At 37.8% G+C, this 19,207-nt stretch carries 21 protein-coding genes; 14 read left to right on the forward strand and 7 right to left on the reverse strand.

Features of this window, described 5'->3' with window-relative positions:
- Positions 1 to 13 precede the first annotated feature (13 nt).
- The 5 genes from RUH74_RS00305 to RUH74_RS00325 all read left to right on the forward strand — a co-directional run bounded on the left by RUH74_RS00305 (position 14) and on the right by RUH74_RS00325 (position 4,260).
- Positions 14 to 541 carry a hypothetical protein gene (locus RUH74_RS00305; protein WP_313798246.1) on the forward strand — a complete coding sequence of 176 codons (528 nt, stop codon included), beginning with the start codon at positions 14 to 16 and terminating at the stop codon, positions 539 to 541.
- A gap of 99 nt (positions 542 to 640) precedes the next feature.
- Complete coding sequence (locus tag RUH74_RS00310) at positions 641 to 1,783, forward strand: acyl-CoA dehydrogenase (protein WP_313798247.1); 1,143 nt, start codon at positions 641 to 643, stop codon at positions 1,781 to 1,783.
- Positions 1,784 to 1,960: 177 nt separating this feature from the next.
- Complete coding sequence (cccA, locus tag RUH74_RS00315) at positions 1,961 to 2,323, forward strand: cytochrome c550 (RefSeq protein ID WP_313798248.1); 363 nt, start codon at positions 1,961 to 1,963, stop codon at positions 2,321 to 2,323.
- A 117-nt stretch (positions 2,324 to 2,440) separates the two neighbouring features.
- Positions 2,441 to 3,148, forward strand: a complete 708-nt coding sequence (locus tag RUH74_RS00320) for a tRNA (adenine(22)-N(1))-methyltransferase (RefSeq protein WP_313798249.1) — start codon at positions 2,441 to 2,443, stop codon at positions 3,146 to 3,148.
- Entirely contained in the window at positions 3,145 to 4,260 is a 1,116-nt protein-coding gene (locus RUH74_RS00325; protein WP_313798250.1) for a Nif3-like dinuclear metal center hexameric protein, read from the forward strand. Before RUH74_RS00320 ends, RUH74_RS00325 begins: the two co-directional genes overlap by 4 nt.
- Before the next feature lie 62 nt (positions 4,261 to 4,322).
- On the opposite strand, the gene RUH74_RS00330 is transcribed toward RUH74_RS00325, so the two are convergent.
- Together RUH74_RS00330 and vrrA are read right to left on the reverse strand one after the other, a co-directional pair.
- Complete coding sequence (locus RUH74_RS00330) at positions 4,323 to 5,261, reverse strand: 4-hydroxy-3-methylbut-2-enyl diphosphate reductase (protein ID WP_313798251.1); 939 nt, start codon at positions 5,259 to 5,261, stop codon at positions 4,323 to 4,325.
- Positions 5,262 to 5,482: 221 nt separating this feature from the next.
- Entirely contained in the window at positions 5,483 to 6,043 is a 561-nt protein-coding gene (gene vrrA, locus RUH74_RS00335; RefSeq protein ID WP_313798252.1) for a VrrA/YqfQ family protein, read from the reverse strand.
- A gap of 196 nt (positions 6,044 to 6,239) precedes the next feature.
- On the opposite strand from vrrA, the gene RUH74_RS00340 reads away from it, so the two are divergent.
- Positions 6,240 to 7,550 carry a DEAD/DEAH box helicase gene (locus RUH74_RS00340; protein WP_313798253.1) on the forward strand — a complete coding sequence of 437 codons (1,311 nt, stop codon included), beginning with the start codon at positions 6,240 to 6,242 and terminating at the stop codon, positions 7,548 to 7,550.
- Positions 7,551 to 7,572: 22 nt separating this feature from the next.
- A complete protein-coding gene (locus RUH74_RS00345) occupies positions 7,573 to 8,466 on the forward strand; it encodes a deoxyribonuclease IV (protein WP_313798254.1) in 894 nt (297 codons plus the stop codon).
- A gap of 53 nt (positions 8,467 to 8,519) precedes the next feature.
- On the opposite strand, the gene RUH74_RS00350 is transcribed toward RUH74_RS00345, so the two are convergent.
- A complete protein-coding gene (locus RUH74_RS00350; protein ID WP_313798255.1) occupies positions 8,520 to 8,774 on the reverse strand; it encodes a DUF2624 domain-containing protein in 255 nt (84 codons plus the stop codon).
- Between the two features lie 183 nt (positions 8,775 to 8,957).
- Here RUH74_RS00350 and RUH74_RS00355 point away from each other — a divergent pair, with 183 nt between their 5' ends.
- Genes RUH74_RS00355 through RUH74_RS00365 form a run of 3 tightly spaced genes read left to right on the forward strand, consistent with a single transcriptional unit; the run spans position 8,958 to position 11,069 of the window.
- On the forward strand, positions 8,958 to 9,755 hold the full coding sequence (locus tag RUH74_RS00355; RefSeq protein WP_313798256.1) for a metal ABC transporter ATP-binding protein: 798 nt from the start codon (positions 8,958 to 8,960) through the stop codon (positions 9,753 to 9,755).
- A complete protein-coding gene (locus tag RUH74_RS00360; protein ID WP_313798257.1) occupies positions 9,752 to 10,594 on the forward strand; it encodes a metal ABC transporter permease in 843 nt (280 codons plus the stop codon). The genes RUH74_RS00355 and RUH74_RS00360 overlap by 4 nt, the downstream gene beginning before the upstream one ends.
- A 40-nt stretch (positions 10,595 to 10,634) precedes the next feature.
- Complete coding sequence (locus tag RUH74_RS00365; RefSeq protein ID WP_313798258.1) at positions 10,635 to 11,069, forward strand: Fur family transcriptional regulator; 435 nt, start codon at positions 10,635 to 10,637, stop codon at positions 11,067 to 11,069.
- Positions 11,070 to 11,095: 26 nt separating this feature from the next.
- On the opposite strand, the gene RUH74_RS00370 is transcribed toward RUH74_RS00365, so the two are convergent.
- Positions 11,096 to 11,665 (reverse strand): hypothetical protein, encoded by a 570-nt coding sequence (locus tag RUH74_RS00370; protein WP_313798259.1) that lies wholly within the window; start codon positions 11,663 to 11,665, stop codon positions 11,096 to 11,098.
- Between the two features lie 222 nt (positions 11,666 to 11,887).
- On the opposite strand from RUH74_RS00370, the gene RUH74_RS00375 reads away from it, so the two are divergent.
- The gene (locus RUH74_RS00375; RefSeq protein WP_313798260.1) at positions 11,888 to 12,268 is read left to right on the forward strand and encodes a DUF308 domain-containing protein; all 381 of its coding nucleotides are present in this window, start codon (positions 11,888 to 11,890) and stop codon (positions 12,266 to 12,268) included.
- Positions 12,269 to 12,501: 233 nt separating this feature from the next.
- On the opposite strand, the gene ispG is transcribed toward RUH74_RS00375, so the two are convergent.
- The gene (gene ispG / locus RUH74_RS00380; protein ID WP_313798549.1) at positions 12,502 to 13,611 is read right to left on the reverse strand and encodes a flavodoxin-dependent (E)-4-hydroxy-3-methylbut-2-enyl-diphosphate synthase; all 1,110 of its coding nucleotides are present in this window, start codon (positions 13,609 to 13,611) and stop codon (positions 12,502 to 12,504) included.
- Between the two features lie 124 nt (positions 13,612 to 13,735).
- The gene (locus RUH74_RS00385) at positions 13,736 to 14,059 is read right to left on the reverse strand and encodes a hypothetical protein (RefSeq protein ID WP_313798261.1); all 324 of its coding nucleotides are present in this window, start codon (positions 14,057 to 14,059) and stop codon (positions 13,736 to 13,738) included.
- A gap of 215 nt (positions 14,060 to 14,274) precedes the next feature.
- Here RUH74_RS00385 and RUH74_RS00390 point away from each other — a divergent pair, with 215 nt between their 5' ends.
- Entirely contained in the window at positions 14,275 to 15,942 is a 1,668-nt protein-coding gene (locus RUH74_RS00390; RefSeq protein WP_313798262.1) for a methyl-accepting chemotaxis protein, read from the forward strand.
- Between the two features lie 54 nt (positions 15,943 to 15,996).
- On the opposite strand, the gene RUH74_RS00395 is transcribed toward RUH74_RS00390, so the two are convergent.
- Entirely contained in the window at positions 15,997 to 16,776 is a 780-nt protein-coding gene (locus tag RUH74_RS00395; RefSeq protein WP_313798263.1) for a DUF1189 domain-containing protein, read from the reverse strand.
- A gap of 257 nt (positions 16,777 to 17,033) precedes the next feature.
- Here RUH74_RS00395 and RUH74_RS00400 point away from each other — a divergent pair, with 257 nt between their 5' ends.
- Positions 17,034 to 18,641 (forward strand): Na/Pi cotransporter family protein, encoded by a 1,608-nt coding sequence (locus tag RUH74_RS00400; RefSeq protein WP_396229747.1) that lies wholly within the window; start codon positions 17,034 to 17,036, stop codon positions 18,639 to 18,641.
- 80 nt (positions 18,642 to 18,721) lie between these two features.
- Positions 18,722 to 19,204, forward strand: coding sequence for a DUF456 domain-containing protein (locus tag RUH74_RS00405; protein ID WP_313798265.1), 483 nt, complete (start codon positions 18,722 to 18,724; stop codon positions 19,202 to 19,204).
- Positions 19,205 to 19,207: the final 3 nt, after the last annotated feature.

The following is a 19,207-nucleotide window of genomic DNA, read 5'->3' on the forward strand; positions in this document are numbered from 1 at the left end:
GGATGTGTAACTTTTGAATGAAAATCGAAAAAACATCATTATAAATGAAATTTTATCTTGGAAGAAAGCCCGAATGCTTCCAGAACAATATTGTGATTATCTTTTGGCTTTATATACAGAAGGAAATCAACAAAAGATTTCAAAAAAAGGGATAGGTAGTGGTGGCTTTTGGAAAAATCACTATCTATTTATTTTACTTCTTCCACTAACCCTTTTTTTAATCCATTTTACTGAATTGTCTATTACTTTGCAAATGCCGGTATTCATTTTGTTTGTTTTGATGGGAGTTATCTTTACAATTTATTTTTCTAAAAAAGGAATACTGTTGCAAATCCCAATGATTGTGTCCGCGTTAATTCTATTGCTGGCTTCTGTTGAATTTTTTTCTAGTATGTACCCAGAAAAGCCCGTATTCCTTTATTTTAATTTAATCATTAACTGTTTACTATGGTTGTTGTATGGTTGGAAACTTAAGCAGCCGGCGTTTGCGATTTCAGGGATATTAGGGCTTGTTTTGCTTATTATTTATATTTTTGTATAATAAAATATTTTATAAAATTTTTAAATGTTGTGAAAATTATCTATTCTCTTTTATAATATAGTTGTAAGCGTATACAACGAGTATAAGGGGGATGGACTGTTGAATTTTGATTTAACTTCTGAACAAGAAATGATTCTTAAGACGATACGTGAATTTGCAGATGAAGAAGTAGCACCTGGTGCACTTGACAGGGATCGCAATAAAGAATTTCCAATTGATATTTTTAAAAAAATGTCTGACCTAGGTTTAATGGGTCTTCCTTTTCCAGAAGAATATGGAGGTGCTGGTGCAGATACAGTGAGTTTTGCGATTGTTACAGAAGAGCTAAGCCGTGCGTGCGGCTCGACAGGGATTACATATTCAGCTCATATATCTTTAGGCGGCGCCCCGCTGTATTTGTTTGGAACAGAAGAACAAAAGAAAAAGTATTTAGTCCCTATCTGTACAGGTGAAACGTTTGGTGCGTTTGGTTTAACAGAGCCGGGTGCTGGTTCGGATGCCGGCGGTACGAGAACTACAGCAGTTGAAAAAGATGGAGAATATATCATAAATGGAAATAAGTGTTTTATCACGAATGCGAGCTATGCGAAGCATTTAGCTCTTACAGCAATAACTGGTGAGGCAGATGGGAAAAAGGAAATAAGTGCAATCATTGTCCCGACTGATACGGCTGGTTTTAAGGTGATTGATAATTATGAGAAAATGGGATTGCATTCATCGAATACGACAGAACTTGTTCTAGAAGACGTGCGCGTGCCGACTGAGCACTTGCTCGGTAAAAAGGGCGAAGGCTTTAAACAATTTTTAATTACCTTAGATGGAGGCAGAATTGGTATAGGTGCAATGGCTGTTGGCATCGCGCAAGCTGCTTATGAGAAGGCAGTTCAATATGCAAAGGAACGTCAGCAATTTGGGCGTACTTTATCCAATTTCCAAGCGATTCAATTTAAATTGGCAGATATGGCAATGAAAATTGAACTAGCACGGAATATGGTTTATAAGGCAGCTTGGCTGAAGGATCAAGGAAGACCATTTTCTAAGGAAGCATCGATGTGTAAACTTTATGCTTCTGAGATATGTATGGAAATTACAGATCAGGCAGTTCAAATTCATGGCGGGTATGGGTATATGAGAGACTATCATGTTGAGAGATATATGAGAGATGGAAAGTTAACGGAAATTGGCGAAGGAACTTCCGAAGTTCAACGTTTAGTCATTGCCCGTCAAGTCTTAAGTAATTAAAAATAATGGGAAAGAAACAAGAAACTCCATCTACGTGATGGAGTTTTTGTCTATTTTCCGAATTTGCTGTGACAAAGTTTGCTTTAGGTCTTTTCCTTCGGTAGAATTTGAAGTAGAATAGAGATTGTTTGTACAATTACTTAATATTAGATGTTCATACATAAGGGAGGTTAAAACATGAAAAATACAGCAATGCCTTATCTTATTATTTTCGCATTCGGTATCGTAGCAATTTTCTTTATGTCTTTCATCGGACTTAATAACATGGATGAGATTGCTGCAGAGAAAGAAGGCGGCGGCGAAAAAGCTGAAGAGCAAGTTGCAGCAAGCCCAGAAGACACTTATAAGCAAAGCTGTCTTGCTTGTCATGGTGACCAATATCAAGGGGCTGTAGGTCCAGCATTAACTGGCGTTGGTGAACGTCATTCACAAGAAGAACTTGTAGATATTCTAACAAACGGTACAGCTAATGGGATGCCTGGCGGTTTAGTCGCTGGACAGGAAGAAGCAATGGCTGAATGGTTAATGACTCTTAAATAATTGATTGAAAAGAAAGTCCTTTGCATATGTAAAGGACTTTTTCTATACTTATGAAGATGGCTGCTGAAAAAAGGTGCGGGCTATTTATATAAAATTAAAGATATAAGTGGTGACAAAATGAATACTGAAAAATTATCACAGCGGCTAGAAGCTGTTGCGAATTATATTCCTAGTGGATCACGTCTCGCTGACATTGGGTCTGATCATGCTTATTTGCCATGCTACGCTGTTAAGCGGGGGATTGTTCCGTTTGCTATAGCTGGAGAGGTTGTAGAAGGCCCCTATCAATCAGCAAAACGGCAGGTGAAGATGGAAGGGCTTGATGAGCAAATTATCGTTAGAAAAGGAAATGGGTTAGAGGTCATTGCTCCGGGAGAAATTGACTGCATAACGATTGCCGGTATGGGTGGAGCTTTAATTGCAAGTATTTTGGAAGAAGGGAAGAATAAGCTAGAATCGGTTAAACGATTAATCCTGCAGCCAAATATTAGCGCTATGACGATAAGACAATGGCTTATAGATAATGGATGGGAATTAAAAGCGGAAGAAATTCTTGAAGAAGATGAAAAAATTTACGAGATTTTAGTTGCAGAGAAAGGCATTCCATTTAAACCATATAAAGATTTACAGAAGGAGCTTTTACTTGGTCCTTTCTTAATTAAACAATTGTCTGTTTCCTTTCAGAAAAAATGGAGAAACGAGCAAAAAAATTGGCAGAGAATTTTAACACAGCTGGAAAATGCAGCACAATCAGAGGATACAATACTGAAAAAGAAAGAGCTTAATGAAAAGATTCAAATGGTTGAGGAGGTATTAAACAAATGAAAAGGGTGAACGGGCATGAAATCGTCCAGTTATTCGAACAGTTTTCCCCGAAAAGTTATGCGATGGAGGGAGATAAGATCGGATTGCAAATTGGGAGATTAAATAAACCGATTGAGAATGTGATGATTGCTCTTGATGTACTAGAGGAAGTCGTTGATGAGGCAATTGAAAAAAATGTCCAGTTGATCATTGCTCACCATCCTCCCATTTTTCGTCCATTAAAAGCTATTGCAACGGAAACACCTGCTGGCAGGCTAATTGAAAAGCTGATCAAGCATGATATAGCAGTTTATGCTGCCCATACGAATTTAGATGTGGCAACTGGCGGTGTAAATGATATGCTGGCAGAGGCACTTCAGCTAACAAATACGGAAGTGCTTTATCCGACATATGAAACACATTTGAAAAAGCTAGTTGTCTATGTTCCTGTAGAAAATGCGGATGAGGTTAAGCTGGCTCTTGGGAATGCTGGTGCAGGAGCAATCGGAAACTATAGTTATTGTTCATTTTCATCCTCTGGGATTGGACAGTTTTTACCGGGAGAGGAAACAAATCCATATATCGGGCAAGCAGGAAAGCTTGAAACGGTTAAAGAAGAACGGGTAGAAACCATCTTTCCAGAGCATCTTGAGAAAAAGATTCTTTCAGCTATGTTTAAGTCTCACCCATATGAGGAAGTTGCTTATGATATTTATAGCTTGGAGAATAAGGGAGAAGTCCTAGGTCTCGGAAGAATTGGAGATATTCAAGAAATGACGCTAAAGGAGTTTGCTGCTCACGTAAAGAGCTGTCTTGATGTGAAAGCGGTACGGGTCGTAGGTGCTTTGGATGAAAAGGTAAGGAAAGTGGCTGTTCTTGGTGGAGATGGAAACAAATACTTTACTTCGGCAAAATTTAAAGGTGCAGATGTGTATGTTACCGGTGATATGTACTACCATGTTGCGCACGATGCGATGATGATGGGACTAAATATAGTTGATCCAGGCCATAATGTCGAGAAAGTGATGAAAAAAGGCGTAGCAATACAGCTGGAGAAAATGTGCAAGGAAAAGGGCTATGATGTCTCAATCTTTGCATCTGAATTGCATACAGATCCTTTTCAGTTTGTATAAGAGGATTGTCTGATCAATAGTTAACGAACGAGGACCGGTTCTTTCCAAACCGGTCCTTGTTCCTATCTTTTAATCTTAGGAAGAATTTTATTTAGCGGTACCTTTCTCTCTCTTTTCCAAGTCGTTTCATCAGTAGGATCAAACTGCTCGATAAAGGCAATTACTTCTTTTGTAATAGGTGTTGGAGTAGAGGCACCTGATGTAACTGCAACGGTTGATGCATCCTTAATCCAATCGATTTCTAGCTCGGTTACATCCGCAATCCGGTATGCTTTGGTGCTGGCGATTTCCTCAGACACTTGTGCGAGGCGATTGGAGTTATTGCTTTTTGGGTCACCAACAACTATGGTTACATCAGCTTGTCCTGCTTGAGTTGCAACCGCTTCTTGGCGTACCTGTGTGGCATTGCAAATTTCTTTATGAAACTCGGCATGAGGATACTTTTCCTTTAACTTATCCATTACATCTTTAACATCCCACTGACTCATTGTCGTTTGATTAGTGACAACAATCTTTTCATTTTGAAGCTTCAAGGCATTTACATCTTTTAGGGATTCAACTAGATGAACAGCATGTGGAGCAACACCAATGGCTCCTTCAGGCTCAGGGTGCCCTTTTTTTCCAATATAAATAATCTGGAAGCCTTCTTTCACTTTTTTTTCAATTAATTCATGTGTTCTCGTTACATCAGGACAAGTGGCATCAAGAGTAACAAGCCCTTTCGCCTTAGCTAATTCTCTTACCTCTGGTGATATGCCGTGAGCAGTGAAGATAACTGTTCCCTTATCAACCTTGCTAAGTATATCCATCCGGTCTTTTCCATCAAGAGTAATAATTCCTTCTTCTTCAAAGGCATCTGTTACATGCTTGTTATGAACAATCATTCCAAGGATATAAATGGGCCGTGGCAGTGATTTATCAAGTGCCGCATTTCTGGCAATAACCATTGCATCGACAACTCCATAACAATAACCGCGTGGTGATATTTTAATGATTTCCATATTCAAAACCCTCCCAATAATACAAACATCTATGATAAAGTCGGTCTATTTTTCTATATTTTTGATTGTTCATTCGGTAGAAAGTGAATGATCCGTATACTATTATATAGAACTTTTGCTAATAATAATACTAAAAGGCAGTTAAGTATGCTGTCTTTATTTATTAGCTAGAAAGGGAAAAGTTGAAAAAGTAAAATAAAAAAGAATGCTGCAGCATCCTTTTATACATACAATTTTGGCATCGATTGGCCATTTCTTTGTTCTTGTTTAGTGGGGCTGTTATCGATGTCTGCTCCTTTGCTTTCTTTTTTTATCGTTTTTTTTGTTTTAACGGATGTTGTTTCTTTTTTAGACTTTACATCCACTGAAGTTGGTTCTTCATCGCCATTCTTCAACCCTCTGTAAAGTTTCCACATGGCAGGGATGTTTTTTATGAGCGGTCCATACTGCTGCACCATTGGTCCTACTTGCTGGGCAGTATTTAAAACCTTTTGAGTATTTGATAAAAAGCCATTAATCGCAGTGGGGTTGCTTAAAGCTTTTAAAATGCCGCCTGCTCCTGATCCACCCGTTCCCGCAGCCCTGCTTGCTGTCCCAGCAGCACCAGCAGCACCTCTCGCTTTGCCCCCACCCATAAGTTTTGCGAGCAGGCCTCCACCTCCCTGTCTCATTTGAGGTGCCCCTCTCATCATTGATCCCATTGGTGGACGAGCTTGCATTGGTGGCATGAATGATTGGGGAGGCATTCCTCCTCGAAAAGGCATTCTCGGTCTATTCAACATTCTCATTAACCTCCTTTCTAATAAGATATGCATCATTACTGATTTGGTTTAGGCGGGGGAAAGATGGAATTCTGGAAGAAACAAATCAAAACAGATGCCAAAATAAAACTAATCTTTAGTATGAGTGGTTATTTGTCTAAAATTTTATTATAATAACAGGATGACTATAAGAATCGATACATGAGGAGTTAAGAGAATGAACGAAACAAAGTTTGAACGGTATGAATTCAAGCCATTTATTATTGAAGCAGTAAAAAAGCTAGGCTTTTATGAGCCTACTGAAATACAAGAACGCTTAATCCCAACAATTCTTAAAGGAGAAAGCGCAATTGGCCAATCACAAACAGGAACGGGAAAAACTCATGCATATATACTACCAATCCTGCAAAAGCTTGACCCTGCAAAGAATGAAGTTCAAGCGATCATTACGGCACCAACAAGGGAACTAGCTAACCAAATCTATCAAGAAATACTTAAAGTAACGGAGCATTGTTTAGAAGGTGAAGAAATAGTGGCACGCTGCTATATCGGAGGAACGGACAAGCAGCGAACCATTGAAAAGTTAAAAAAGCAGCCTCAAATTGTTGTTGGTACACCAGGAAGAATTAATGACCTAGTGAAGGAACAGGCTTTATTTGTTCATAAAGCAACTATGCTAGTTGTTGATGAAGCAGACTTAATGTTAGACATGGGATTTCTTGAGGATGTGGACCAAATTGCTGGAAGAATGCCTGAGAAAATTCAGATGCTTGTTTTCTCTGCAACGATCCCTGAAAAGCTGAAGCCATTCTTAAAAAAATATATGGAAAACCCAAAATATATCCACGTAGAGCCCGGGCAAGCAACGGCAGCTAAAGTGGAACAATGGATAATGCCATCAAAGCACCGAAATAAAGTAAATCTCGTTCATGAGGCTTTATCTGCATTTAATCCATATTTAGCTATTGTCTTTACGAATACGAAGAAAAAAGCGGACGAGGTTGCCGATGCATTGATTGCAAAAGGGTTAAAGGTAGGAAGGATTCATGGAGACTTGAATCCGCGCGAACGGAAAAAAATGATGAAGCAAATTATCGATTTGGAGTTTCAATATATCGTGGCAACCGACTTAGCTGCACGTGGAATCGATATCCAGGGGATAAGCCATGTGATCAATTATGAACTTCCGACAGATCTAGATTTTTATATTCATCGAGTCGGCCGAACAGCAAGGGCTGGATATTCTGGCATTGCTTTAACCATTTACGAAGCTGCCGATGAAGATGCACTCAACCGCCTTGAAAAAATGGGCATTGAATTTCACCATGTTGATTTGCAAAAGGGTGAATGGACAAAGCTTGATGAGCGCAACAAGCGTAAAAATCGTCAAAGAAAAACAGATGATATCGATAAAAAAGCTTCTTCGCTTGTCCAAAAACCAAAAAAGGTCAAACCTGGCTATAAAAAGAAGATGAAATGGGAAATGGATAAGATTAAAAAACGCGAAAGAAGAATAAAGAAAAAATAAACGTTTGGGGAGAGGGAAAAAGATGTTAAAAATTGGCTCACATGTATCGATGAGTGGGAAAAAAATGCTTTTAGCTGCCAGTGAAGAGGCGGTGTCATACGGATCCAATACATTTATGATCTATACAGGTGCTCCGCAAAACACAAGAAGAAAAAAAATAGAAGAATTAAATATTGAAGCAGGCTTAAAGCATATGGAGGAAAACGGAATTAGCGATATTGTTGTACATGCTCCGTATATTATCAATATCGGAAATACAACAAATCCGAGCACATTTGAGCTTGGTGTGAATTTCCTTCGTTCTGAAATCGACAGGACGGAAAGCTTAGGGGCTAGACAAATTGTCCTCCATCCAGGTGCACATGTCGGTGCTGGTACAGAGGCAGGCATCAAAAAAATTGTTGAAGGTTTAAATGAGGTTTTAAAAGGAGACGAAAAGGTTCAAATCGCTCTTGAAACAATGGCAGGCAAAGGGTCTGAATGCGGAAAATCATTTGAGGAACTTGCCATGATTATTGATGGGGTGAATTACAATGATCACTTATCCGTTTGCTTCGATACTTGCCATACTCATGATGCCGGCTATAATATTGTCGAAGATTTTGATGGAGTTTTAGAGCAGTTCGACCGTATTATTGGGATTGATCGATTAAAGGTTCTTCATATTAATGACAGTAAAAATGAGCGGGGAATGAGAAAAGACCGACATGAAAATATCGGTTTTGGTCATATTGGCTTTAAAGCTTTGAATTATATTGTTCACCATCCACAGCTGGTAAATGTTCCAAAAATACTTGAAACTCCATATGTCGGAGAGGACAAAAACAATAAAAAAGCACCTTATAAACATGAAATTGCTATGCTTCGTGCTCAAGAGTACAACGAAAATCTTTTAGATGTAATTATGCAGGGATAATCTCAATAAAAAAGCTGTGAAATTTTCACAGCTTTTTTCATTGTTTGAGAAAGTTATTTAGTAAATTGAATAAATAGCTTATTAACTGCTCGAGCTGTTTCAGGTCCTGCAATTTTTGCAATTTCCTTTACTACTTTTGTACGCTCCTCATCATTAAAAATGTTTACTTGTTTGCCACGGAGATAAGTGGCTATTTTATCAGCCTGCTGTTTTGTAATAATAATTTGAAATTGCTTTCCATATTTCAGTAGTTCATCACCAGTAATAGTACCTATTTTATGATTAATGATGTTTTCAAAAATTTTCATTCTCCATCACTCCTCCAATGTACTGTATGAGGAGTGAATAGATTTTGTTACAGTTTTTTAATGGGGGAAATGGAATACTTATTCTTTACAATTTTTTATCCATCCTGTATACTACTAAATCGTAATGATTCTTAAATTCGAAGCTGTGATATTTTTTATGCAGCTGTATTTTTAGGTGATGACATGGGAAAACAACAATCAATTATCGAAATTAAGCAAGTATCCTACCGATACGAAAAGGAGGATGTACTTGAAAATATTAATCTGACGATACAGGAAGGTGCATTTTTAGCAATAGTAGGACCAAATGGTTCAGGGAAGTCAACGTTGTTAAAACTAATTCTTGGGCTGCTCAGAACACAAAAAGGTGCCATTCGCCTTTTTGGACAGGAAATTAGCCGATTCAAAGACTGGCATAAAATAGGCTTTGTATCACAAAAGGCTAATTCCTTTAATACAGGCTTCCCAGCAACGGTTTATGAAGTTGTTTCAAGCGGATTAACGAAAAAGCTTGGACTGTTTCATTTTATGAAAAAAGAGGACCACAAAATGGTTACGGAAGCTATCAATTCAGTTGGACTGCTCTCATTTAAAAATCGTAACATAGGAGAGCTTTCAGGAGGCCAGCAGCAGCGTGTTTTCATCGCTCGAGCGTTAGTTAGCAATCCAAAACTAATGATTCTTGACGAGCCAACAGTCGGGGTGGATGTTCAAAATGTTCAATCTTTCTATGAAATGCTTGATGAGTTAAATAAAAAGCTTGGTATAACCCTTTTATTAGTGACCCATGATATCGGTACGATTTCTGATAAAGTGACTCATGTTGCCTGTTTAAATAAACATTTGCATTTTCATGGAAAAACAGAGGAATTTGAACAGCTAAAAATGGATGAAATGTCCGAGTTTTATGGTCATGATGTTCATATCCTCACACACAACCACGATCATCATCACCATCATCATGGAGGAACAGAGCAATGATTGCAGGAATATTACAATATGAGTTTTTACAAAATGCCTTTTTAACAGGGATTATTATTGGGATTATAGCTCCTTTAATTGGTGTGTTTATTGTTGTCCGCAGACTTTCCCTTATTGCAGATGCATTAAGCCATGTTACTCTTGCTGGGATTGCGGCAAGTCTTCTCCTTGAGAAAAAATTTATCGGCCTAAGCGGCTTAAATCCATTATATATGGGGATGGTTTTTTCAGTAACAGGCTCTCTGTTTATCGAAAAGCTGCGGGCAGTATATAAGCATTATCAAGAACTGGCTATTCCCATCATTTTATCTGGGGGGATCGGTCTAGGAGCTATTTTTATCTCACTTGCCGATGGATTTAACACCGATTTATTTAGCTACTTATTTGGTAGTGTAAGTGCGGTGAGCCGTGCAGATTTATGGACCATTTTACTGATTAGCATTTTTGTTATTGCTATGATTATTTTATTATATAAAGAATTATTTTTATTATCCTTTGACGAAGAGCATGCAAAAGCTTCTGGAATAGCAGCAAAAAGCATTCATTTTATTTTTATTGTTATGGTTGCTTTAGTCATTGCAGCCTCTATGCGAATTGTCGGTATCCTTCTTGTATCATCATTAATGACCTTGCCTGTTGCTGCAAGCATTCGAATTGCCAAAGGATTTAAACAAACCATTTTTTATGCTGTTCTTTTCGGTGAAACATCTGTTTTAGGCGGGCTGCTGCTTTCCTATTATTTAGATTTAGCTCCAGGCGGAACGATTGTTATTATCGCAGTTCTCATTTTGATCCTTACCATTTTAATAAAAAAAATTACAGTGAAGACAGCATCGTAAGCTTCAACCGTGTAAATAGAATTATTAGAGGTGAATAAAAGTGGATGTGAATGAAGCGTTACAGCTATTAAAGGAAAAGGGCTATAAGCATACGGGGAAACGGGAAGAAATGCTTGAGCTTTTTGCGAAAAGCAATAAATATTTGACAGCAAGAGATGTCCTCGCTTGGATGAAGGATGACTACCCTGGCCTAAGTTTCGATACAATTTACAGGAATTTATCATTATTTGTTGATCTTGGTATTTTTGAGATGACAGAATTGTCAGGGGAAAAGCATTTTCGTTACACATGTAAGCATGATCATCACCACCATCATTTTATTTGTTTAGACTGCGGAAAAACGAAGGAAATAAATACATGTCCAATGAAAGAAATGCAGGATAATTTAAGTGGTTATGATATTTCAGGTCATAAATTTGAGATATATGGGAGATGCCCTGAATGCTACGAGGGTAATGATGCTGCATATAGCTAAAATAAAAAAACGGCAAAGCCGTTTTTTTATTTTTGTTTTAACCAGTTGTCAACCCACGCGCTTGCCTCAGACCATGTATTGACTCTAACTACCCCATTTGGAATGGGTTCCCGATTGTACGGAGTATCAAATAAGATAACAGGAATTTGACATTCCTCGTGAAGCATAACCGCATTGTCGTGCTTGTCCTCAAAGAAAATATCTACTTGATACTTTTTTGCAGCCTCTATTTTATTATGTGTGCCCAGTAAATCGATATGATTGAAATGCAGGTCATTTTTTATAAACCATTCCTTCGTTATTTCTAAAAGGTGAGGACCACGTGCGCTAATAAATAATAATTCATGGACGGTTTCCCACTTTTTTAATATTTCTTTTGCCCCATTTGCAAGCGGCGATTCTGCATAAATCACTGGCTCGCTTTTTATAAACCAATCAGCAAACTCTTCTTCTGTACAATCGACGACATGGGTTAAATCGTATTGCTTCACATCATTTAACGTAATATTTACTTTAAAATCCTTATTAATATATGGAATGATGGAAGCAGGACATGTGACGGTTCCATCTATATCAATTCCAAATCGCTTCTTCATTTGAAACGCCCCTTTAAAATAATGTCACTTTTATCTTATCGCAGTTGGATGGTCCGGTCGAGAATGGAATTTTAATCAATTAGCAAATGCCAGTTAAAGAGTTAAAGATTAACAAAAATAAATTAGCCCTTTATGTGAACAATAATAATGCTCCAAAAATGCGAGACATGGATCATAAGGGAAGTTATATGTTTCCACTAATGAAAGCGAGGGATCTAGTAAATGGCAGATCAAGACCGTGATTATGAAGATTACGATCTTCGGCATAGCGAGAAATTTGGAGATAATAAAGACCAAAATGGAACTGCGGATTTCACGGAAGAAACCTCAGCTGAACTCGCTGCACCGATTTCCTTTGACAGAAGTTTAAATAGAACAGATGAACGGGAAAGGGAATCTGTAACCGCAGGAAGAGGGGTGGGAATTGCAGCTCTGGCACTTTCCATTCTGTCCTTGTTCGTGTTACCGGTCCTGTTTGGAGCAACAGGCATTGTGCTCGGTTTCGTTGCCAGAAGAAGAGGTGCTACTGCCCTCGGCAACTGGGCGATTGGAATCGGAGTCGTATCCATTATAGTAGGGATGTTTATTCTGCCGTTTTTTTAAACGGAGAAAAAAGGAGCCTGGCATCAAACGCCAGGCTCTTATCCTTATAGTGTTAAGGAAATTATATAATCAGATGTTGTGGATAACTTTGTGACGAGTTGGTCTGCATCCAGCTCCAGCACCTACCCCCTCGAGGTCACAAGCCAAGCCTCACTAAAAAGGTAAAGGGCACCTTTTTAGTGAGACTCGTCTTGTGCTTGTCGGGGGTGATCAAGGCGCTTGCGCATTTGTCCTTAGTTTACACTTTCAGCTTTTTTCTTTTCCTCTTCTTGCTTGGCAAAGTATTCTTCAGCAATTTTATCGATTTCAATTTTTAGTTCTTCAACCATTGTCGCTTCAGGTACTTTACGTACAATTTCCCCTTTACGGAAAAGAAGCCCTTCCCCGCGTGCACCAGCAATTCCAATATCTGCTTCCCTTGCCTCTCCTGGTCCGTTTACAGCACATCCCAATACGGCTACTTTAATAGGGGCTTTAATTTTTTGGATATATTCTTCTACTTCATTGGCAATGCTAATTAAATCGATTTCTATTCTGCCGCAAGTCGGACAGGAAATTAATGTTGCTGCATTGGATGACAAGCCAAATACCTTTAGTAATTCCCGAGCCACTTTAACCTCTTCTACAGGATCTGCACTTAAAGAAATTCTTAATGTATTTCCAATCCCCTTATGAAGAATAGCACCTAATCCTGCTGCACTTTTAACTGTGCCCGCGAATAATGTTCCTGATTCGGTAATCCCTAAATGTAATGGGTAGTCAAATGCTTTTGCTGCTTTTTCGTAAGCTTCAATAGCTAAATTTACATCTGAAGCTTTCATCGACACGATAATGTCGTGAAAATCAAGGTCTTCTAGGATTTTAATATGATGCAATGCACTTTCGACCATCCCGTCAGCAGTAGGGTATCCATATTTCTCAAGAATACGTTTTTCTAGTGATCCTGCATTTACACCAATTCGAATAGGGATTCCCTTTGCTTTAGCAGCTTTAACAACTGCTTCCACTTTTTCACGTTTCCCAATATTTCCTGGATTGATTCTTATTTTATCTGCGCCGCCTTCAATCGCCTTAAGAGCTAGCTTGTAATCAAAATGGATATCGACAACAAGGGGAATATTGATTCGTTTTTTAATATCTGCAATGGCATTGGCTGCACGTTCGTCAGGACAAGCAACACGGACAATTTGACAGCCGGCTTCTTCCAAACGTTTGATTTCAGCAACTGTTGCCTCCACGTCATGTGTTTTTGTTGTTGTCATACTTTGGATAAACAGCTCATTGCTGCCGCCAATTGTTAATGGTCCCACTTTAACTGGACGTGTTTTTGAACGATGTATCATTTCAGTCAATGGAGATTCGCTCCTTTTATTTACAGTTGATTATTTAATACAATTCACTTTCATATTGTATCAATGAATCAATCGAATTGACAAGAATGATGGTTTATCCAATAAAGGGAACTTTTTAGTTTTTGCTGCTATAGATGGGAAACTTGTATATTTCTCCATATTTTAGTTCTTCAGGCTTTAATCCATTATTTAAATTTGAAAAGTCAGTGATAACATCTGTGATACTGACTGGGATGGGACCGTTCAGTTTTTGCTCAATAATAGAAAGGACAGTGTCCCCTGGATTAACCTTCATTTCAAAAAAGGGTTCAGTTGTATTCGTCATGGAGGTTGCTTCGATTGTTTGTTCATCATCAGCTGGCAATGTTCCTTTACTTAAGTCGTAATAAATAACAAAAATAGTTAGTGCTGCTAATAGAAATGCGAATAATCGTTTCATATTGGCCAAACCTCCGGAATAAATAGCTCACATATCCAATATGTATGCTTGTCTATCAAAGGGTAGAACAAAAGATATAAATGTAAAGTTGTAATCTGAGTTTACGAAAATCTAACTTAACATTTACATTTCCTTAATATTCCTTTGCCATAATGTAGGTAGAAAGTCGGAATTGGTACATAATTGTCAAGGAGACGGGAAAGGTAGGAGTCATATTGCTGAAGAAGTTATCGCTGCAAACAAAGTTATTAGTCATGATTTTAGGCTTGCTGCTGCTGACGGTTTCAACTGTTGCTTACATTTCATACGGAAAGTCTAAGGATACGACAATTAAATTAATGGAGCAGCGGCTAAATAAAGAGGTTGCTGCCGTATATGATATTGCTCAAACTGTCATGCTTATTTATGTTGGCCAGGAGGAAAAATTCCATAAAAAAATGAATCAGGTCATTAAAAATCAAGATGCTGACCTAGCACAGGATGGGTTAAAGGGGGATTATTTTATAGTTGATGATAAAGGACCGACACCTTTTCAAATAAGTAAGAACTCGAAGATTAATTTTACGAAGGGGCTGCTTGAGAAAATTAGAAAAAAGCAAAATGGCATTTTCCATGAGAATATAGGCGGAGAGCTTTATACACTTTCCTTTCATTCGATTCAAGAGTTAAAGGGGATTTATGTCATTGCTATTCCTCAAAAACAATACTTACATGATATTAATGAGATGGCAAAATACATATTTATTGTTACGCTTATTAGCCTTATTCTAACATCTTCCATTCTCATTTTAATGGTACGCAGTTTAACCAATCCACTCATTAAGCTGCGAGAGGTCATGAAAGAAGCAAGGAATGGAAATTTAGACGTCCGAATTGAAACAAATACAACTACAGCTGAAATTATTTCACTTGTAAAAAGCTTTAATGCGATGATTAACCAAATGAGCACGCTTCTATATGAAATTTCATCGACGACAAAGGATCTATCTCAAACAGGGAAAAAGCTGAGAAATAGCTCTGGACAAGTATTGGAAGAAAATGAGCAGCTGATGGATGTGATCCAAGTAGTTAAAATAGGCGCTGAACAAGCAGCAATTAGCTCTGAAGAAAGTATCCAAATGTTTCAAGAAATGAACAAATCCCTCAGTAACATTTTTGAACATATGAAAGCCGTTATGGAAAAAGTACTAACAATGAACCATTCAGCCTATGAGGGTGAAAAGAATGTAGGGAATCTAATTGCTACATTTAATCGCTTTGAAATAGAGTTTAAAGATGTAGATACATCTGTTCAGGCAGTCAAAGACCACGCAGAATCAATTGCAAATGTGGTTACGATCATTCAGCAAATTGCAGAGCAAACGAAGCTATTGGCTTTAAATGCGGCGATTGAGGCGGCAAGGGCGGGAGATTCGGGAAAAGGCTTTGCAGTCGTTGCTAATGAAGTAAAAAAGTTAGCTGAACAATCGTCATTAGCAACGAGTGAAATTAAGAATACAATTGGGAAAATGGAATCTATTTCGGTTAAAGCATCCAATGAATTTGCTAGGATGATGAATAACTTCCAATCCCATGTTAAAACAGCATCGGCGAGCAAGGAATCTTTTGATCAGCTCATGCTTGAAATTGCCATGGTGAGCAAAATGATTGAAAAGGCACAAGCGGAGTTAACAGGCTTGAATTTTCTATTGCCAAGGATAGAGTTAGCTACAGAGAATTATGTCTCTGTTTCTCAAGAAACATTAGCAAGTGCTGAACAGATGATGAAAACATCAGAAAGGCAAATTATCAAGATGAAACAAAGTCATGAAGCTGGTGAGAGACTAACTGAATTATCACAATCGCTTGCCATGTTAAATGAGGAATTCCGATACGCCAAATGAAGGAAATATAAAAAGAAAACCGCGCAGATTGCGCGGTTTATTTTTTACTATACCCTAGTGCTTTTCTAATTTCTCTAGCTTTGGTATTTCCTTTATCACTAATAAAAAAATGATAAACGCAACAAACCAATTAATGATCGCTCCATTAGGGACCAAAGTTTTTAAACTATCCATAATAGTAAAGAAGACTGTAGGCAGCGTCACGCTATATGCCGCAATTCTCCAAATGTGGCGATATTGCATATTTACTTCCATTAGCTTTTGTAATAATAGACCAACTAAAGCTAGAAAGGATATCTCAATAAATTTCAATCCGGCAGCAAAAATATAAATAACTACTGCAATAAGTGGAATGATAATGGCTAATGAGGAATCAAAGGCAGCTAAGATATTCTCCAAATCATCATTTGTTAACATAAAATCATTTACCATGGAATAAGAGAAGGATTGAATTTGACCACCAGCTATAATTAAGGCTTCATTCTTTAGTAGTGCAACTGTGTTATTCTCGTTAGTTAATTCCTTTTGATCAACTGTTCCAGTAGAGTCGAAGATAATAGTAAAATTTTCTTTGTTTATAATCTTAGGAGCATCAAGATCTGACTGCATTTCACCGTTTTCAATAATAAAAGAAGGAAGTTCTGTTTTAACGCTATCTTGTAATGCGCCCAAACCATTCATTAACGCTGTACTGAAATAAATGATTGAGGGAATAATGGATATACATGTTAAAAAAAACACGTACAATATCGTTTTGCCAATTCCTTGAAAACGATATTGTGCAATATCCTTTGGTGAATAAAGACTTTTTATAAACTGCTTGAAAATATTCATTTGGACACACCCTTAATATAATTCATCCTTATATTCTACCTTCATAAAAAGTTCAGTACAAGTTATTGAAATATATTGCTTTAGTCGGATGTTTGTAACATATTTGTAACATTAGGCGTGTTTGTTAAGGTATTGTAAATTTAACTGTAGAAATCTTTACTCTTTATTCAACTTCATTAATAATTGTATGGGGTTTGATGAAATATGTCGAATAAGGATATAGGGGTTGGGGAATAGTGGAATTGGATATTCAGCAAATGATTTTTGAATTTCTAGGAGGCCTTGGGATTTTTCTTTATGGAATTAAAACAATGGGCGATGGTCTTCAGAAATCAGCTGGTGATCGGTTAAGGGATTTACTTGATCGATTCACAACAAATCCTGTAATGGGTGTTTTCGCGGGAATGCTTGTGACTATACTTATTCAAAGCAGCTCTGCAACAACTGTAATAACAGTTGGGTTAGTTAGTGCAGGATTCATGACACTCCGTCAAGCAATTGGTGTGATCATGGGTGCTAATATTGGTACGACCGTAACTGCCTTCATTATAGGCATTGATGTAGGTGCATATGCTTTACCTATTATTGCATTTGGAGCAATTTTGCTATTCTTCTTTAAAAGCCAAAAAACACATAATATTGGTCAAATTGTGTTTGGTTTTGGTGCTCTGTTTTATGGATTAGAGCTAATGAGTGGCGGAATGAAGCCGCTTAGGACACTTGAAGCTTTTCATGAGCTGACACTGAATATGAGTCAGAATCCAATTCTTGGTGTAATCGTTGGAACAGTTTTTACGGTTATTGTCCAAAGCTCAAGCGCAACGATCGGAATCCTTCAAGGACTGTTTTCTGAACAGCTCATTGATATACATGCGGCATTGCCAGTTCTGTTCGGAGACAATATTGGAACAACTATAACGGCAATTTTAGCAGCAATTGGAGCCTCTGTTGCTGCAAAAAGAGCTGCAGCTGTACATGTACTATTTAACTTAATTGGGACCACTGTATTCTTGATTTTATTAAAGCCATTTACATGGCTAATCGAATCAATTCAGTCCGGCATGGGTTTAAATCCTGAGATGACGATCGCTTTTGCGCACGGGATATTTAATGCTTCGAACACATTAATTCAATTGCCGTTTGTGGCAGTGTTGGCAATCATTGTAACAAAGTTAATACCTGGTGAAGATACCGTGATGGAATACAAAGCAAAACATCTTGATCCTATATTTATCCAGCAATCTCCTTCCATTGCCCTTGGACAAGCAAAGGAAGAAGTGGTTAGGATGGGTCAATTTTCTATTAGAGGACTTGAGGAAACCTGTCAATTCTTAAAAAACAAAAATACAAAGCATTCAAGCAATGCCATGCAGCTCGAAGAGGCCATTAATAATCTTGATCGGAAAATTACGGATTATTTAATCGAGCTTTCTAGAAGCTCATTATCTGCGCATGAATCAGAAGAGCATACCATGCTAATGGATACAGTCAGGGATATTGAGCGTATTGGGGATCATTATGAAAATATTATCGAGCTTGCTGAATATCAACAAGCAAATAAAGTACAAATCTCGGATAATGCAGCGGCTGATTTAGAAGAGATGTTTAAGCTTACGATCTCAACTGTGAAAGAATCAATCCATGCATTGGATCATAAAGATAGAATAGCCGCATTGGATGTAGTGAAAAAAGAGGAAGCTATTGATAAGATGGAAAGAAAGCTGCGAAAACAGCATATCCTTCGTTTAAACGAAGGGCTCTGTTCTGCACAGGCCGGGATCGTTTATGTTGATATCGTGAGTAATCTTGAACGGATTGGTGACCATGCCGTAAATATAGCTGAAGCAATTTTAGGTGAAGAATGATTAAATGAATTGTATTGTATAAGCAAGGAGATGCATCTCCTTGCTTTATTATCTAAAAAAGGATGGTGAGTTGTCGACCTATGGATACCTTATACTGGGGATTAATTATTCTATTATTTGTGATTGCTTTTATTGGACTTGTCTACCCTATTATTCCAAGTGTATTATTTGTTGCAGGCGGATTCGTGCTTTATGGGCTTTTCTTTTCCTTCGAGCCGTTTAACTGGCTCTTTTGGGTTATTCAAGGGTTATTTGTCTTATTGCTGTTTGGCGCGGACTACATTACAAATCTAATCGGGGTGAAAAAGTTCGGGGGCTCGAAAGCAGGGATATGGGGAAGCACAATTGGCATTCTGATCGGTCCTTTTGTCATCCCTGTCTTTGGAATTATCATTGGTCCCTTTTTAGGTGCCTTTCTAGCAGAGCTAACGGTTCATAAAAAAGGCTGGAAGGAAGCTGCAAAAATCGGATTTGGTTCTGTTATCGGCTTCATCAGCAGTGTTGTAACAAAGGGTATTATACAAGCTGTGATGATTGGTTATTTTATTTTTGTTGTTTTATAATAT

The organism is Cytobacillus sp. (assembly GCF_032154635.1).
Lineage (GTDB): Bacteria > Bacillota > Bacilli > Bacillales > Cytobacillaceae > Cytobacillus.

Excerpts from the sequence above, each read along its gene's own strand:
- RUH74_RS00375 (WP_313798260.1), top strand. The coding sequence starts at position 11,888 with ATGGCAGATCAAGACCGTGATTATGAAGATTACGATCTTCGGCATAGC.
- vrrA (WP_313798252.1), bottom strand. The coding sequence starts at position 6,043 with ATGTTGAATAGACCGAGAATGCCTTTTCGAGGAGGAATGCCTCCCCAA.
- cccA (WP_313798248.1), top strand. The coding sequence starts at position 1,961 with ATGAAAAATACAGCAATGCCTTATCTTATTATTTTCGCATTCGGTATC.
- RUH74_RS00340 (WP_313798253.1), top strand. The coding sequence starts at position 6,240 with ATGAACGAAACAAAGTTTGAACGGTATGAATTCAAGCCATTTATTATT.
- RUH74_RS00345 (WP_313798254.1), top strand. The coding sequence starts at position 7,573 with ATGTTAAAAATTGGCTCACATGTATCGATGAGTGGGAAAAAAATGCTT.
- RUH74_RS00350 (WP_313798255.1), bottom strand. The coding sequence starts at position 8,774 with ATGAAAATTTTTGAAAACATCATTAATCATAAAATAGGTACTATTACT.
- RUH74_RS00320 (WP_313798249.1), top strand. The coding sequence starts at position 2,441 with ATGAATACTGAAAAATTATCACAGCGGCTAGAAGCTGTTGCGAATTAT.
- RUH74_RS00355 (WP_313798256.1), top strand. The coding sequence starts at position 8,958 with ATGGGAAAACAACAATCAATTATCGAAATTAAGCAAGTATCCTACCGA.
- RUH74_RS00370 (WP_313798259.1), bottom strand. The coding sequence starts at position 11,665 with ATGAAGAAGCGATTTGGAATTGATATAGATGGAACCGTCACATGTCCT.
- RUH74_RS00330 (WP_313798251.1), bottom strand. The coding sequence starts at position 5,261 with ATGGAAATCATTAAAATATCACCACGCGGTTATTGTTATGGAGTTGTC.
- ispG (WP_313798549.1), bottom strand. The coding sequence starts at position 13,611 with ATGATACATCGTTCAAAAACACGTCCAGTTAAAGTGGGACCATTAACA.
- RUH74_RS00325 (WP_313798250.1), top strand. The coding sequence starts at position 3,145 with ATGAAAAGGGTGAACGGGCATGAAATCGTCCAGTTATTCGAACAGTTT.
- RUH74_RS00400 (WP_396229747.1), top strand. The coding sequence starts at position 17,034 with ATGATTTTTGAATTTCTAGGAGGCCTTGGGATTTTTCTTTATGGAATT.
- RUH74_RS00395 (WP_313798263.1), bottom strand. The coding sequence starts at position 16,776 with ATGAATATTTTCAAGCAGTTTATAAAAAGTCTTTATTCACCAAAGGAT.
- RUH74_RS00405 (WP_313798265.1), top strand. The coding sequence starts at position 18,722 with ATGGATACCTTATACTGGGGATTAATTATTCTATTATTTGTGATTGCT.
- RUH74_RS00385 (WP_313798261.1), bottom strand. The coding sequence starts at position 14,059 with ATGAAACGATTATTCGCATTTCTATTAGCAGCACTAACTATTTTTGTT.
- RUH74_RS00360 (WP_313798257.1), top strand. The coding sequence starts at position 9,752 with ATGATTGCAGGAATATTACAATATGAGTTTTTACAAAATGCCTTTTTA.